At 34.1% G+C, this 13,446-nt stretch carries 12 protein-coding genes; 3 read left to right on the top strand and 9 right to left on the bottom strand.

Annotated elements, in window-relative coordinates; all coding sequences use genetic code 11:
- Positions 1–2 precede the first annotated feature (2 nt).
- From FYJ50_RS04085 to FYJ50_RS04075, 3 genes are all read right to left on the bottom strand, one after another.
- Positions 3–1,010 (bottom strand): dipeptidase, encoded by a 1,008-nt coding sequence (locus FYJ50_RS04085; RefSeq protein WP_154459754.1) that lies wholly within the window; start codon positions 1,008–1,010, stop codon positions 3–5.
- Between the two features lie 71 nt (positions 1,011–1,081).
- Positions 1,082–2,974: a molecular chaperone HtpG gene (gene htpG, locus FYJ50_RS04080; RefSeq protein ID WP_154459753.1), complete on the bottom strand. Its 1,893-nt coding sequence runs from the start codon at positions 2,972–2,974 to the stop codon at positions 1,082–1,084.
- 101 nt (positions 2,975–3,075) lie between these two features.
- Positions 3,076–4,665 carry a peptide chain release factor 3 gene (locus FYJ50_RS04075; RefSeq protein WP_154459752.1) on the bottom strand — a complete coding sequence of 530 codons (1,590 nt, stop codon included), beginning with the start codon at positions 4,663–4,665 and terminating at the stop codon, positions 3,076–3,078.
- Positions 4,666–4,760: 95 nt separating this feature from the next.
- Between FYJ50_RS04075 and FYJ50_RS04070 the strand changes: the two genes are divergently transcribed.
- Positions 4,761–5,498: a hypothetical protein gene (locus tag FYJ50_RS04070; RefSeq protein ID WP_154459751.1), complete on the top strand. Its 738-nt coding sequence runs from the start codon at positions 4,761–4,763 to the stop codon at positions 5,496–5,498.
- Between the two features lie 33 nt (positions 5,499–5,531).
- Here FYJ50_RS04070 and FYJ50_RS04065 read toward each other — a convergent pair whose 3' ends face one another.
- The 5 genes from FYJ50_RS04065 to FYJ50_RS04045 form a co-directional block, all read right to left on the bottom strand.
- Complete coding sequence (locus tag FYJ50_RS04065) at positions 5,532–5,678, bottom strand: FeoB-associated Cys-rich membrane protein (protein WP_154459750.1); 147 nt, start codon at positions 5,676–5,678, stop codon at positions 5,532–5,534.
- Position 5,679: 1 nt separating this feature from the next.
- Positions 5,680–7,656 carry a ferrous iron transporter B gene (gene feoB / locus FYJ50_RS04060; RefSeq protein WP_154459749.1) on the bottom strand — a complete coding sequence of 659 codons (1,977 nt, stop codon included), beginning with the start codon at positions 7,654–7,656 and terminating at the stop codon, positions 5,680–5,682.
- 51 nt (positions 7,657–7,707) lie between these two features.
- Complete coding sequence (locus tag FYJ50_RS04055; protein ID WP_154459748.1) at positions 7,708–7,923, bottom strand: FeoA family protein; 216 nt, start codon at positions 7,921–7,923, stop codon at positions 7,708–7,710.
- A gap of 83 nt (positions 7,924–8,006) precedes the next feature.
- On the bottom strand, positions 8,007–10,553 hold the full coding sequence (locus FYJ50_RS04050; RefSeq protein ID WP_154459747.1) for an ATP-dependent Clp protease ATP-binding subunit: 2,547 nt from the start codon (positions 10,551–10,553) through the stop codon (positions 8,007–8,009).
- A gap of 67 nt (positions 10,554–10,620) precedes the next feature.
- A complete protein-coding gene (locus FYJ50_RS04045; RefSeq protein WP_154459746.1) occupies positions 10,621–11,304 on the bottom strand; it encodes a DUF554 domain-containing protein in 684 nt (227 codons plus the stop codon).
- Between the two features lie 65 nt (positions 11,305–11,369).
- On the opposite strand from FYJ50_RS04045, the gene FYJ50_RS04040 reads away from it, so the two are divergent.
- Both FYJ50_RS04040 and FYJ50_RS04035 read left to right on the top strand, forming a co-directional pair.
- On the top strand, positions 11,370–11,978 hold the full coding sequence (locus FYJ50_RS04040; RefSeq protein WP_154459745.1) for a hypothetical protein: 609 nt from the start codon (positions 11,370–11,372) through the stop codon (positions 11,976–11,978).
- Between the two features lie 26 nt (positions 11,979–12,004).
- The gene (locus FYJ50_RS04035; RefSeq protein WP_154459744.1) at positions 12,005–12,925 is read left to right on the top strand and encodes a magnesium transporter CorA family protein; all 921 of its coding nucleotides are present in this window, start codon (positions 12,005–12,007) and stop codon (positions 12,923–12,925) included.
- 37 nt (positions 12,926–12,962) lie between these two features.
- On the opposite strand, the gene FYJ50_RS04030 is transcribed toward FYJ50_RS04035, so the two are convergent.
- Positions 12,963–13,442 carry a dihydrofolate reductase gene (locus FYJ50_RS04030; protein ID WP_154459743.1) on the bottom strand — a complete coding sequence of 160 codons (480 nt, stop codon included), beginning with the start codon at positions 13,440–13,442 and terminating at the stop codon, positions 12,963–12,965.
- Between the last annotated feature and the right edge of the window lie 4 nt (positions 13,443–13,446).

Here is a 13,446-nt window from a genome sequence, read left to right as displayed (position 1 = left end):
TCTTATTTTAAAACCTCTTGGTAAACACGCAAAACATTTTTATAGAATATTTTTTCAACTTCTTCTGTTGTGAAGCCTGCTTCATATAAAGCCTGTTCCAACAGATACATCTGTGAAGCATTTTCAATTTCACATTCACAATTGATTCCATCAAAATCGGTTCCTAAACCGATCACTTCGATTCCAGCCAGATCTTTAATGTACTGTATCTGTTTTACCATTGCTTCAATGCGACTTTTCCCATTGGGAAGATCGTGCAATTCTAAAAAGTCTCCACAGAAATTCAGTCCCATAACTCCACCTTTTTCTTTCAAAGCTAAAATCATTTCATCCGATAAATTTCGTGCAACAGGACAGATTCTTCTCGCATTTGAATGTGAGGCAACGAAAGGTTTGGTACATGTATCAAAAACATCCCAGAATCCAGCATCGTTTAAATGGGATACATCAATAATAATTCCCAGTCGCTCCATTTCCTTTATGTAAGAAAAGCCAAATGGAGTCAGTCCATTTACAGAATCCACTCTCTGTAATAGATTGGGTACTTTGGAATCCATAAAATCGGGATTTACCAGTAAATTGGGATATCCAATTCCATTTTCATAATTCCATGTCAATGCGATCATTCGAACTCCCATTCGGTAATAGTTTCTTAACATTGCCAGATCCTGAAAAACCACACCACCGTCTTCTAAAGTTAATAAAGAAGAGATTTTTCCTTCTTTTTCATTTTTTTCTATATCTTCAAAAGTATAAACAGGACTTATCCATTCTTTATTTTCTTCAAGCATACGACAATACATATCATATAATTTCATTGTTTCCTGCTCTGGAATTTCTCTTTTATTCTGATCTGTGAAAAGTGCAAAATTCTGTAAAAGATAGTTTCCTTTTTTCATTTTTTCAATATCAATGGAACAATCATTTCTAAATAAAGATACTTCCTGATGTTTTTCTTCTTTATTAAGAAGAGCAAGAATTGTATCACAATGCATATCTATCACTTTCATAAGCCATTTCTCCTTAAAGCTCTTCTTATTGTAGCACATTATAAAAAAAGATGAATCTTTTTTGACTCATCTTATTTTACTAACAATTCACAGATTTTTCTTGAATAGGCGATTGGATCTTTAATTGGGAATCCTTCAATTAAACAAGCCTGGTCATATAAGACTTCCGCCACTTCTTTTACTTTATCTTTATCATCTGTATATAAATCTTTCAATCTTTCAAAAATTGGATGTTTTGGATTGATTTCAAGAATACGATTGGCTTTCATAGGCATTGGATTGTCTGGCATATTATTAAATACACGTTCCATTTCAAAAGAAATTCCTTCCCCAGCTGTTAAGCATACAGGATCATCAATTAATTTGGAAGACAGACGAACTTCACTGACTTCTTCTAAAGAATCTTTCATAAAATCAAGTAATTCTTTGTTTTCTTCTTTTGTTTTATTTAATTCATCTTTTTCTTCCTGAGAATCGATATCCAGATCTCCCTGTGCCGCATTCTTGAATCCTTTTTCTCTATAGGTCATTAATGACTGCATCACAAATTCATCTACATTATCTGTTAAATACAATACTTCAAACCCTTTAGATTTCAAAGTCTGTACAACCGGTAATTTGTCAATTAAATTTACATCACTTCCAGAAACATAATAAATATCTTTCTGATCTTCTTTCATTCTTTGTACATATTCATTTAATGTCACAAGTTTATTTTCTTTCGAAGAATTGAACAATAATAGATCCTGCAGTTTATCTTTGTCTCTACCATAATTGTTGTAACATCCAAATTTTAAATTTATACCAAAGTTATTCCAGAACTTTTCGTATTCTTCTCTTTCTTTTGTTAATAAATTTGTTAATTCGGATAACACTTTCTTTTCAATACGAGAAGCAATTATTTTTAACTGGTGATCGTGCTGTAACAATTCACGAGAAATATTTAAAGATAGATCCTGTGAATCGACAAGACCCTTGACAAAGCGTAAATAATCTGGCAAAAGATCTTCTGCATGATCCATAATAAAGACACCACGACAGTACAATTGCAAACCTCGTTTATAATCGGCATTGTAGAATCCCTGAGGCACACGAGATGGGATATACAACAAAGCATTAAAGCTTACATTTCCTTCTACATTAAAATGAATTGTTCTAAAAGGATCGGAATAATCATAAAAATGATCTTTATAGAACTGATTGTATTCTTCTTGTGTAATCTGTGATTTTGCACGTTTCCATAAAGGAACCATTGAGTTTAATGTCTGTTCTTCGATTACTGTTTCATATTCAGGATTGTCTTTGTCTTCGCTTCCTTCTTTAACTTTTGTCGTTTCTACATTCATATGGATTGGATAACGAATATAGTCTGAATATTTCTTCACCAGATCTTTGATTTTATATGTTTTTAAATATTGAGAATAATCTTCTTCATCACTATCTTCTTTTAAAGTCAGAATAATGGTTGTACCATGATTTTCTCTTTCACCTTCAGAAATTTCATATCCACTTACACCATCACTTGTCCATTTATAAGCTGGGCAGCCTTCTTTTTTAGAAATAACAGTGATTTCTTTACTTACCATAAAAGCAGAATAGAATCCAACCCCAAACTGTCCAATAATATCAATATCTTCTTCTTTCTTATCTTCTTTTGCCATTTCTTCTTTAAAAGCTAAAGATCCAGATTGGGCAATAGTACCTAAATTTTCATCTAAATCCGTTTCATCCATACCAATCCCAGTATCTGAAATGGTAATTTTACGATTTTCTTCATCTAAATCAATTCGAATTTCCAATTCATCTGAATTCACATGTCCCTGATTTGTAAAATAATATTTATCGATTGCATCCGATGCATTGGAAATCAATTCACGAAGAAATATTTCTTTATGCGTATAAATGGAATTAATCATTAAATCTAAAATACGTTTTGATTCTGTTTTAAATTGTTTCTGTGCCATGTTATCACTCCTTTGAAAAATAAAAATTAGCACTCTTATATCGAACGTGCTAATTATACAACTTCAAATTGGCACTGTCAACATATGAGTGCTATATTTTTTTATTTTGTATTCACTTCTGCAAGAATTAATCCTGGATTTCGATCCAGTATACTTTTGATCGTATACGTACTATTAAATAAAATTAAATAATTTCCTCTGAAATCCTGTAATAATTTAGCATCCAATGAAATTTTTAAAGATTTTATATCAATGTCTTCATTCTGAATCCATCGAACATACTGATAAGACAATGGTTCTCGTATGATGTCTACATTGTATTCCTGTTTTAGACGATATTCCAGTACTTCAAACTGCAAGACACCGACCACTCCCACATATACTTTTTCAACACCGGTAGAAGGTTCCTGATAAATTTGAATGGCTCCTTCCTGGGCAATTTGAGAAACTCCCTTAACAAACTGTTTACGTTTTAAAGTGTCTTTCTGAATGATCAGTTCAAAATGTTCTGGTGCAAAAGTTGGAATGTTGTCAAACTTTATTTTCATTTTCGGATCACATACAGTATCCCCAATGGAAAAAATTCCTGGATCAAATACCCCGATAATATCCCCTGCATACGCTTCGTCAATGACTTCACGATCCTGTGCCATCATTTGCTGAGGCTGAGACAGTTTCATCGATTTATTTCTTTGAACATGATATACATTCATGTCTTTATCAAATCGACCCGAACAGATTCGCATAAACGCAATACGATCTCGATGTGCTTTATTCATATTGGCCTGAATTTTAAAGACAAATGCAGAAAATGGACTGGATACTGGATCTACGATGGTATCCTGTGCTTTTCGTGCCAGAGGAGAAGGTGTCATTTTCAAAAAGTTCTGAAGGAATGGCTCTACCCCAAAATTTGTCAGAGCCGATCCAAAAAACACCGGTGTCAATTGCCCATGATGAACCTGATTCAGATCAAATTCATAACTGGCTCCATCCAGTAATTCTACATCTTCTATTAACTGATCTGTCAATTCTTCTCCAATCAACTGATACAATGTGTCTGGATCATCTAAAGACACTTCAATTTTATCCGCTTTCTTTTTTCCTCTTTCACTATTATCAAAAGCCAGAATGTGTTTTTTATCTCGATCGTATACACCTTTAAATCGATCCCCTGAACCAATTGGCCAGTTCACTGGATACGTTCCAATTCCAAATTCAGTTTCCAGTTCTTCCATTAAGTCAAAAGGATTTTTCGCTTCACGATCCATTTTATTAATAAATGTAAAAATAGGAATGTGTCGCATTGCACAAACTTTAAATAGCTTACGTGTCTGTGGTTCAATTCCTCTTGAACCATCTATAACCATGACAGCACTATCGGCCGCCATCAATGTACGATATGTATCTTCTGAGAAATCCTGGTGTCCTGGAGTATCCAGAATATTAATACAGTAATTGTCATATTCAAACTGCATAACAGAGCTTGTAACAGAAATTCCTCTTTGTTTTTCAATTTCCATCCAGTCCGATACTGCATGTTTCGAATGTTTTTTTCCTTTAACAGCTCCTGCCATTTGAATGGCTCCTCCATATAATAAGAATTTCTCTGTTAAAGTTGTTTTTCCAGCATCGGGATGGGAAATAATGGCAAATGTTCTTCTTCTATTAATTTCCTTTTCTATATTCATGTTATTCCTCTCAAACCCTTAGTAATATAACATAAAATGACACAATTTTAAAATCTTTTTATGTTACAATAAAAGAAAGAAAGGGGGATTTCCAAATGAAAACAATAAAAAGAATTCTTTCCTGTTTCTTAACACTTTTTCTTATTACGGGTTGTGGATTTAAGGACGATGAAGAAGAAAAGGGTACATCTCTTAAATCCATTGAACTGGAATTAGAGGATGATAATAAGTATTATACAAATCAGACTATTGAAGTTGAAATTGATACAGAACCTGATTACCAGTTAACAGAAGATGATTTTTCTTTATTTGGTGGAGAAATCAAAGTCAAAGGAGATACTGCCTACTTAACATTCAAATCAGCTGGTAAATTCCATATATATGCCCAGGTAGAAGATGTTAAATCCAATACATTAGCTATTACAATTAAATCCAGTACGACCAGCAAAGTAGAAGAAAAAGAAGAAGAAGAACAGGAAGAAACAAAAGAAAATAAGGAGACAGAAAAAGAAGAAGTTAAAAAGGATAAGAACGATTTAACGGACTGGGAAAATCTAAGAGATGCCCCTGGTTCAAAAGTAAAACAGGCTAGTGAAATAGCCAACGCTTCCGATTCGTATATCAATCAGACCTTTGCCATGGAAGGATATGTTCCTTTAGATGGAGATGGTACTTTTATGGAGACAGGCGATGGTCAAAAAATCGCACTTACTGGTCTGGAAATTGAATATACCGGTAAAATTCGTGTATATGGTACATATGATGGAAATTCATTTAAAGTCCGCAGCTATTGTGCTTATTCAAATACAAAAGTAAAAGAAAACGCAGATTAAAAGACATGATCCGAAATCATGTCTTTTTTAAAACTATAGTTTTTTATTTGAACAATGACAGCATCCTTTTTGTGCCGGACAGCCAATGCAATGTGCCCCTGCTTTTTTCTGTTTTACAATATATCGAATTGCTAAAAATAATAGAATACCTATTAATCCAATCGCAATCGCATCTGCCATATTATTTTTCCTCCTTCAATTCTATATTTGTCTTATGAATCCGCAATAAAATACATCCAATGAAGAATAGAACAATCAGTAATCCAGGTAAAAATCCAGGTCCTAATGTATGGATAGTCATGATTGTACCAATCTGATATACAAGGAAGGCCACAGTATATCCCATTCCTAACTGTAAAAAGATTGCAGCCAATAACCACTTTTTACTTTTCATTTCTGAGTTCATCGCACCCAGTGCCGCAAAACAAGGTGGTGTATATAAATTAAACATCAAATATGCCAAAGCTGCAACCTTTGTGATTGCCATTGTTGTCATAACAACATTTCCACTTCCGATCAATGCCAGTTCTTCTGTATCAATGAAAGCCGATAAACCATAACAAACAGCCAGGGTTCCCACAACATTTTCTTTTGCGATAAAACCTGTTATGGAAGCAGCCGCCAATTGCCATGCACAAACACCAGTAATTGGGATAAGTATGTAAGCAATCGGTGTAGCTAAAGAAGCCAATATGGATGTAGATTCCAATCCTGCTTCAACCACTTGAAAACTCCAGTTGAAGGACTGCATGATTTGTACAACTGTATTACAAACCAAAATAATGGTTCCCGCTTTGACAATATATGCTTTTCCTCTTTCAAACATTGATGTAACCGCCAGCTTTAAACTTGGAATCTTGTATTCTGGCAATTCAATAATAAAGAAAGATTTTCGATATTTAAATCCTGTTACCGCTTTTACAATAAAAGCTCCAATCAAGATCAAGAGGATCCCGACAAAATACATCATTGTTCCAAGCCATGGAACATCTGGAAAGAAAGCCCCTGCAAATAATGCGATAACTGGCAATTTCGCTCCACATGGCATAAATGGTGTCAACATTGCGGTTGCTCTTCGTTCCCTTTCATTGCGAATGGTACGACAAGCCATAATTGCAGGTATGGCACATCCGGTTCCAATAATCATCGGAATGACAGATTTTCCAGACAGACCCACTTTTTTGAATACAGGATCCAAAACAACTGTAGCTCTAGCCATATATCCACAGTCTTCCAATAACGCCAACAAGAAATACATTACCATAACCAGAGGAAGGAATCCAACAACCGCTCCAACTCCTCCTATGATTCCATCTACAATTAAAGCCTGTAAAAATGGATTGGCATTTGCTAATAGATTGCCAACATATCCCTGGAATGTTTCAATCCACCCCACTAAATAATCTGCCAGCCATGGTCCAATCGTTGATTGAGAAATATAAAATACACAAAACATCACAATCGCAAATAATGGAAGGCCAAACAATGGATTGGTAATTATATCATCTAAACGATCTTGTTGATTTCTTACATTGGTTTCAATTTTACGTGTTTCCACTTGTTTTACGATTTCACTGACAAAATCAAATCGTTTGCGATCGGCTTTTTCCACTTCTGATTTAAGACTATGATCATAAGATGCTTCATGATAAGGGGAGATCTGCTTTTTTCCTTTAACCAATATCGCTTTTTCAATAACTTCCTTTAATCCTTCACTGGAAGTTGAAACGGTTTTTATTACTGGACAGTTTAATTTTTCCGATAATAATTTTTCATTGATTTGTGTATCTTTTTTTACATTTATATCATTTTTATTTAACGCAATGACCACTGGAATGGATAAATCCAGTAATTGTGTAGAAAAGAATAAACTACGACTTAAATTCGTCGCATCTACAATATTGATAATAACATCTAGTTTTTCATTCTTTACATACGAACTGGTAATACTTTCTTCGGAAGTAAAAGGAGACATCGAATAAGCACCGGGTAAATCTACAATTACACACTCCTCTTTACAGAATCCTTTTTTTAATGAACTCTCTCTTTTATCCACTGTTACACCAGCCCAGTTTCCTACTTTTTCATTTTTTCCAGTCAAAGCATTGTACATTGTCGTTTTTCCACTATTTGGATTTCCTGCTAAAGCAATTCTCATATACACCCTCCTATTAGTCAAGACTAACTTTAAGACTTAAAAAATAGATTTCTAAATTATAGAAATCAGATTCGCAAGATTTAAGTCGATATTATAACGTGAATCTTTAATTGAAATGACAATACCATTCTTTTTATTGGCTAAAACGGTAATTGCTTGTCCACTATAACATCCCAATGTGAATAAAAAGGAGTTCAATTCGTCATCCTGAGTATCGATAGACTGAATAATATATTCTTTTCCAATCTCTGCATTCGTTAAGTTCATATGGTTAGTCCTTTCTAACTAGAAATAGTTTACCATCACTAACTATTTAAGTCAAATAAAAAACCAGAAAATATTCTGGTTTTTTAAACGTCTATCCAATCAAATGTATAGTCACCATTAAAATCAACTTTTATTGTTGCATCTTTCACAACACCTTTTTCAATGATCTTATGAGCAATTGGAGTTTCAATGTATTTCTGAATGTATCGTTTCATAGGACGTGCTCCATAAACGGGATCCACACCCTGACTTGCGATCTGTTGATAAGCGGATTCACTGACTTGTAAATGAATATCTCTATTTTCCAATCTTTTTGCCAGCAGACCAATAAATTTTTTCGCAATCTTCGAGAAGGAATTGGAATCCAGTGCATTGAAGACAATAATCTCATCAATACGATTAATAAACTCTGGTTTAAAGAATGTCTTCACCTCATTCATATAATCATTGTAATGATCTCCTGGCTCAAATGCATATTGTGAACCCAGATTGCTTGTTAAGATAATAATTGTATTTTTAAAGTCAACCGTTACTCCCTTTGAATCGGTAATTCGTCCATCATCTAAAATCTGAAGCAGTGTATTGAATACATCTGGATGTGCTTTTTCAATTTCATCAAATAACACAATGCTGTAAGGATTTCTTCGAACCGCTTCTGTTAACTGTCCTCCTTCATCGTATCCTACATATCCTGGAGGAGCTCCAATCAAACGGGACACACTGTGTTTTTCCATATATTCTGACATATCAATTCGAATAATATGTCTTTCATCATCAAACAGCTGCTGTGCTAAAGCTTTGGCAACTTCGGTCTTTCCAACTCCAGTAGGTCCTAAGAACATAAAGGCACCAATTGGTCGATTTTCATCCTGAATCTGTGCTTTTGAACGTAAGATCGCATCGGTAACCAGTTCAAGAGCGTGATCTTGCCCAACAACTCTTTTACCCAGTTCATCCTGCAGATGAAGCAGTTTTTCTCTTTGTCCTTCTACCAGTCTGGATACTTCCACTCCGGTCCATCTAGATACAATTCGAGCAATGCTTTCTTCATCCACCGTTTCCTGAATCAGTGCATCTTCCTGATGCACTTTATGACCGGCAATTTTCTTTTCCAGATCTGGAATGATTCCATACTGAAGTCTGGCTGCATCCTCATAACGCATTTCATTTCGTGCCTGTTCCAGGTCCAGTCTTGCTTTTTCCAGAGCCTGCTTATCCGTTTGTGCATTGGCCAGTTCATTCTTTTCATCTTCCCATCTGGAATGCATTTCGTCTTTCTTTGACTGTAATTTTGCCAGTTCCTGTACGATTTCGTTTCGTCTTTGGACGGCTTTTGGTTCTTCTTCCTTCATCAAAGATGTTTTTTCAATCTGAAGCTGAAGGATCTTTCTCTGCAATTCATCCAGTTCCTGAGGCATGCTTTCCATTTCTACCTTTAAAGTTGCACAGGCTTCATCCACCAGATCAATGGCTTTATCTGGAAGAAAACGATCTGTGATATAACGATCCGATAAGGTAGCTGCAGCAATCAGAGATTCATCCAGAATACGGACTCCATGGAACGATTCAAAACGAGACTTCAGGCCACGAAGAATACTGATTGTGTCTTCTACACTTGGTTCCTGTACCTGTACTTTCTGAAAACGTCTTTCCAAAGCAGCATCCTTTTCAATATATTTACGATATTCATTAAAAGTAGTTGCACCAATACAATGAAGCTCTCCACGAGCCAGCATTGGTTTCAACAGATTAGCTGCATCCATAGATCCTTCTGTTTTACCAGCTCCAACCAGATTATGGATTTCATCAATAAACAGAATAATCTGTCCATCTGATTTTTTTACTTCATCCAGGATTGCTTTTAATCGTTCTTCAAACTCCCCACGATATTTTGCTCCAGCAATTAAGGAACCCATATCCAGTTCGATCAGTCGTTTTTCTTTTAAGGATTCAGGAACATCCCCTTTCATGATACGCCAGGCGATTCCTTCTACTACAGCCGTTTTACCAACTCCTGGTTCTCCAATTAATACCGGATTATTCTTCGTTTTACGAGATAAAATCTGCATAACACGACGAATTTCATCATCACGTCCAATAATCGGATCAATTTTTCCATCCTTAACATCCTGAACTAAATCTCTACCATATTTCTTTAACGCTTCTACATTTTCTTCTGAATTGGGTGTGTCATATTTTTTCCCATTTCGTCTTTCCAGTTCCATATTCTGGCATTGCGATTCATTCAGATTAAATTCTTTCACCAGTTTTTTTGAAATATAAGATTGATTAAACATTAAGCTTAACCATACAGTTGCAACACTTAAATACGTTTCATCGTGTTGACTTGCCCATTTTTCGGCTTTATCAAAAGATCGAATGACTTCATTGGAAAAGTTCAGATTCTGTACATTTCCTTTTACTACTCGATTGTTTTCCTGTTCAATAAGCTGTAAAGCTCTTTGTTTGTCTACATGAACTTTATCAAATAATCCGTCTAAGACATCGTCTTTAAAAATAGCTTCCAGTAAATCAATGGTATCCACGCTGGTATGCTGATAGCTTTTTGCCTGATTAATGGCGTTCATAATAATCTGCTGCAACTTTTCTGACATTTTTTCAAAGTTCATAAAAACACCTCCCTAGCACTCTTTATTCATTAGTGCTAACTGTATTATACATCACTTTTTAGCACTGTCAACATATAAGTGCTAATATTATAAAAAATAATACCGGAACCAGTAGTGATGGCAATAAATTTAATGTTTTTATATTTTTAATTTCCAGTATGGATATTCCTGAACAGAAAATCAAAAATCCTCCAACGATTGATATTTCACACATTAAAGAAGCACTCATAAAATTCCCTAAAAACAAAGCCAGAACATATATAGAACCCTGCCATAAAAATAAAACCCCTGCTGCAATGCACATACCGATTCCATATGCAGAAGCCAGAACAGTAGATGTCACTAAATCCAAAGTCGCATTTGTGAATAAAAAAGTATAATCCTTATACAAAGCTGCATTGATTGGTCCTAAAATAGACAAAGTTCCAATACAGAACAAAAGAATTCCTGTAGATAGTCCCTGTGCCAGTTTTCCTTTTGTTGAAAACCGATTCACCAGTTTGTGGAATTTTCCATCGATATCCAATATTGTTCCAAACAGACTTCCAATAGCCAAAGAAACGATAAATAAGACAGGATACTCACTATTTGGCATATTCTGTACAATGGAATTGATTCCTAATCCTGTTGCAGCCAATCCCATAGCCAGAAACAAAGCTTCTTTATATTTGTCTTTAATCCCCTTTTTTAATACACTTCCTGCAATACTTCCAATTAATATCATTCCTGCATTCACAAAAGTTCCAATCATATTCCTTTACACCCTTCTTTATTCGATTTAAAATTGAATAGATTATATCATATATGGAGGTTATTATGAAATTCAGTGACATAGACTTTTCTCGTATAAAAGAAATGATGGATAATTTAAGTGATGAAGACAAAGAAAAATTAAACGATATGGCTGACCAGATGGTGCATAAGATGAAAGATTCCAGTATGGAAGAGTCAGAAGAGGAAGAAGAAATAGACTTCTATGAATTTTTACATATCGATCCTGAAGAATATAGCGATTTGCCTGTATTAGATCCAATTGAGCAGGCTTGTGATATTGAAATGTATTATCAGGATGTACAAGATAGTGACTTCAGTGCTTGCATTTTATATTATTCTAAAGCCATTTTAAAGTTATTAAGAAATTATGTCTATCCGATTTATCAGGCCAGACTTTCTTTTTCAATGAATGTAAATACGACTACATTATTTAATTATCTTCAGCCTTTAATGATCGAAGAAAATATTCATGCCTTATCTCAGGCAATTTCCAGTGAACATTGGATTGATTTAAGAGAATTCTTACAGCAGGTCTGTATGATGTTGTCCCGTGCCGAATATGACTTTGTTCACTATGAAGAATTACAGACATTTAAATCATTATTATTTGATGAGAAAAAACTTTTAATGATAAAAGAAATCGCTCAATAAAATCAAAATAATGTTATAATAATTACATGATTGAATACTATATTACAAAAAATCGATTTATTGAAAAAATTGATTCCCCTGAAAAAGGATGCTGGATCAATGTAGTGGATCCAAATCGAAAAGAAAAGTTAACATTGATTCGTGAATTAGGAATATTAGAAGAATTTGTAAAATCAAGTTTAGACCGTTCTGAAAATGCCCACATTGACTACGATGATGATGTGAATCAGACTTTATTTATTATTGACTGCCCTCATCTGGTACGTACAGAAAATGCAACCTACAATACCTATCCACTTGGTATCGTGATATGTAATGAGTTTATCGTATCTATCAGTTTATCGGAGAATACAGAAATCAATGAAATTATAAACGGAAAAAGCAGAGGAATTAATACAAATAATCCCATTCAGTTTTTTCTTCATTTCATGTTAAAGATTTCTCAGAAATATTTGATTTATCTTCAGCAGATCGATCATTATTCTACAGAACTCTCTTCTCGATTAAGAGAAACCATGAAAAATGAAGAACTGTTATCTATGCTGGCTTTAGAAAAATCTTTGATTTATTTTTCTACTTCCTTAAAATCTGATGAAGTAACGTTAAAAAAATTAAGAAGATGCCGTCAGTTTAAGTTAAGCGAAGAAGACAATGATTTATTAGATGATGTACTGATTGAAATTGATCAGGCAAATGAAATGAGTCATATTTATAAAGATGTATTGAATGGTACTATGGATACATTTTCGAACATTATTGCCAATAATTTAAACTTCTCTATGAAAGATTTGACCATTATCACAATTTCTATGGAAGTTCCTAATATGGTATTTGGTTTTTATGGAATGAATGTTAAAGATCTTCCTATGGCTGTATCCTGGTTTCCTTTTATTTTTTCAATCACTTTAGCTTTTCTTGTCTGGTTTATTGTCAAACGTATACGATAATATGGGGCTGTTACCAAGCTGTAACAACCCCCTTTTTTTATTTTTTTATATATTCAATATGGCGATAATGTATTCCATCTTCTTCAAAGTCTGTCAGTACATTACAATAATAATCTTCTCTGTTAAACTCTGGATAGAAAACATCGGCATCAAATTCATGATCAATTTCTGTAAGATATAAGTGAGAAGAATACGGTAAAAGCTGTGAATAGATCTGTCCTCCTCCTATCACAAATACCTCTTCTTTTTTCTCTTTATACGATTCTATAAAATCTTCAATGGAATGAAAGATTTCAATCCCTTCTTTTGAATAAGATAAATCTCGAGTAATGATGATATGATGCCTTTTAGGAAGCATTCCAGGCAAAGATTCAAATGTTTTTCTTCCCATTACAATCGTATGTCCTTTTGTCATTCTTCGAAAAAACTTCATATCTTCTTTTAAATGCCATATCAATGCATTGTTCTTTCCCAGTTCATTTCGTTTTCCAATGGCCGCAATCTGTACAAGTTCCATATTT

The organism is Floccifex porci (assembly GCF_009696175.1).
Classification (GTDB): Bacteria; Bacillota_I; Bacilli_A; order Erysipelotrichales; family Erysipelotrichaceae; genus Floccifex; species Floccifex porci.
This window is presented reverse-complemented; position numbering and strand designations above follow the sequence as displayed.

What these genes read in the sequence shown, in the direction of transcription:
- FYJ50_RS04070 (WP_154459751.1), top strand. Translation starts at nt 4,761, where the DNA reads ATGAAAACAATAAAAAGAATTCTTTCCTGTTTCTTAACACTTTTTCTT.
- FYJ50_RS04085 (WP_154459754.1), bottom strand. Translation starts at nt 1,010, where the DNA reads ATGAAAGTGATAGATATGCATTGTGATACAATTCTTGCTCTTCTTAAT.
- FYJ50_RS04065 (WP_154459750.1), bottom strand. Translation starts at nt 5,678, where the DNA reads ATGGCAGATGCGATTGCGATTGGATTAATAGGTATTCTATTATTTTTA.
- FYJ50_RS04045 (WP_154459746.1), bottom strand. Translation starts at nt 11,304, where the DNA reads ATGATTGGAACTTTTGTGAATGCAGGAATGATATTAATTGGAAGTATT.
- FYJ50_RS04075 (WP_154459752.1), bottom strand. Translation starts at nt 4,665, where the DNA reads ATGAATATAGAAAAGGAAATTAATAGAAGAAGAACATTTGCCATTATT.
- FYJ50_RS04030 (WP_154459743.1), bottom strand. Translation starts at nt 13,442, where the DNA reads ATGGAACTTGTACAGATTGCGGCCATTGGAAAACGAAATGAACTGGGA.
- FYJ50_RS04050 (WP_154459747.1), bottom strand. Translation starts at nt 10,553, where the DNA reads ATGAACTTTGAAAAAATGTCAGAAAAGTTGCAGCAGATTATTATGAAC.
- feoB (WP_154459749.1), bottom strand. Translation starts at nt 7,656, where the DNA reads ATGAGAATTGCTTTAGCAGGAAATCCAAATAGTGGAAAAACGACAATG.
- FYJ50_RS04035 (WP_154459744.1), top strand. Translation starts at nt 12,005, where the DNA reads ATGATTGAATACTATATTACAAAAAATCGATTTATTGAAAAAATTGAT.
- htpG (WP_154459753.1), bottom strand. Translation starts at nt 2,974, where the DNA reads ATGGCACAGAAACAATTTAAAACAGAATCAAAACGTATTTTAGATTTA.
- FYJ50_RS04055 (WP_154459748.1), bottom strand. Translation starts at nt 7,923, where the DNA reads ATGAACTTAACGAATGCAGAGATTGGAAAAGAATATATTATTCAGTCT.
- FYJ50_RS04040 (WP_154459745.1), top strand. Translation starts at nt 11,370, where the DNA reads ATGAAATTCAGTGACATAGACTTTTCTCGTATAAAAGAAATGATGGAT.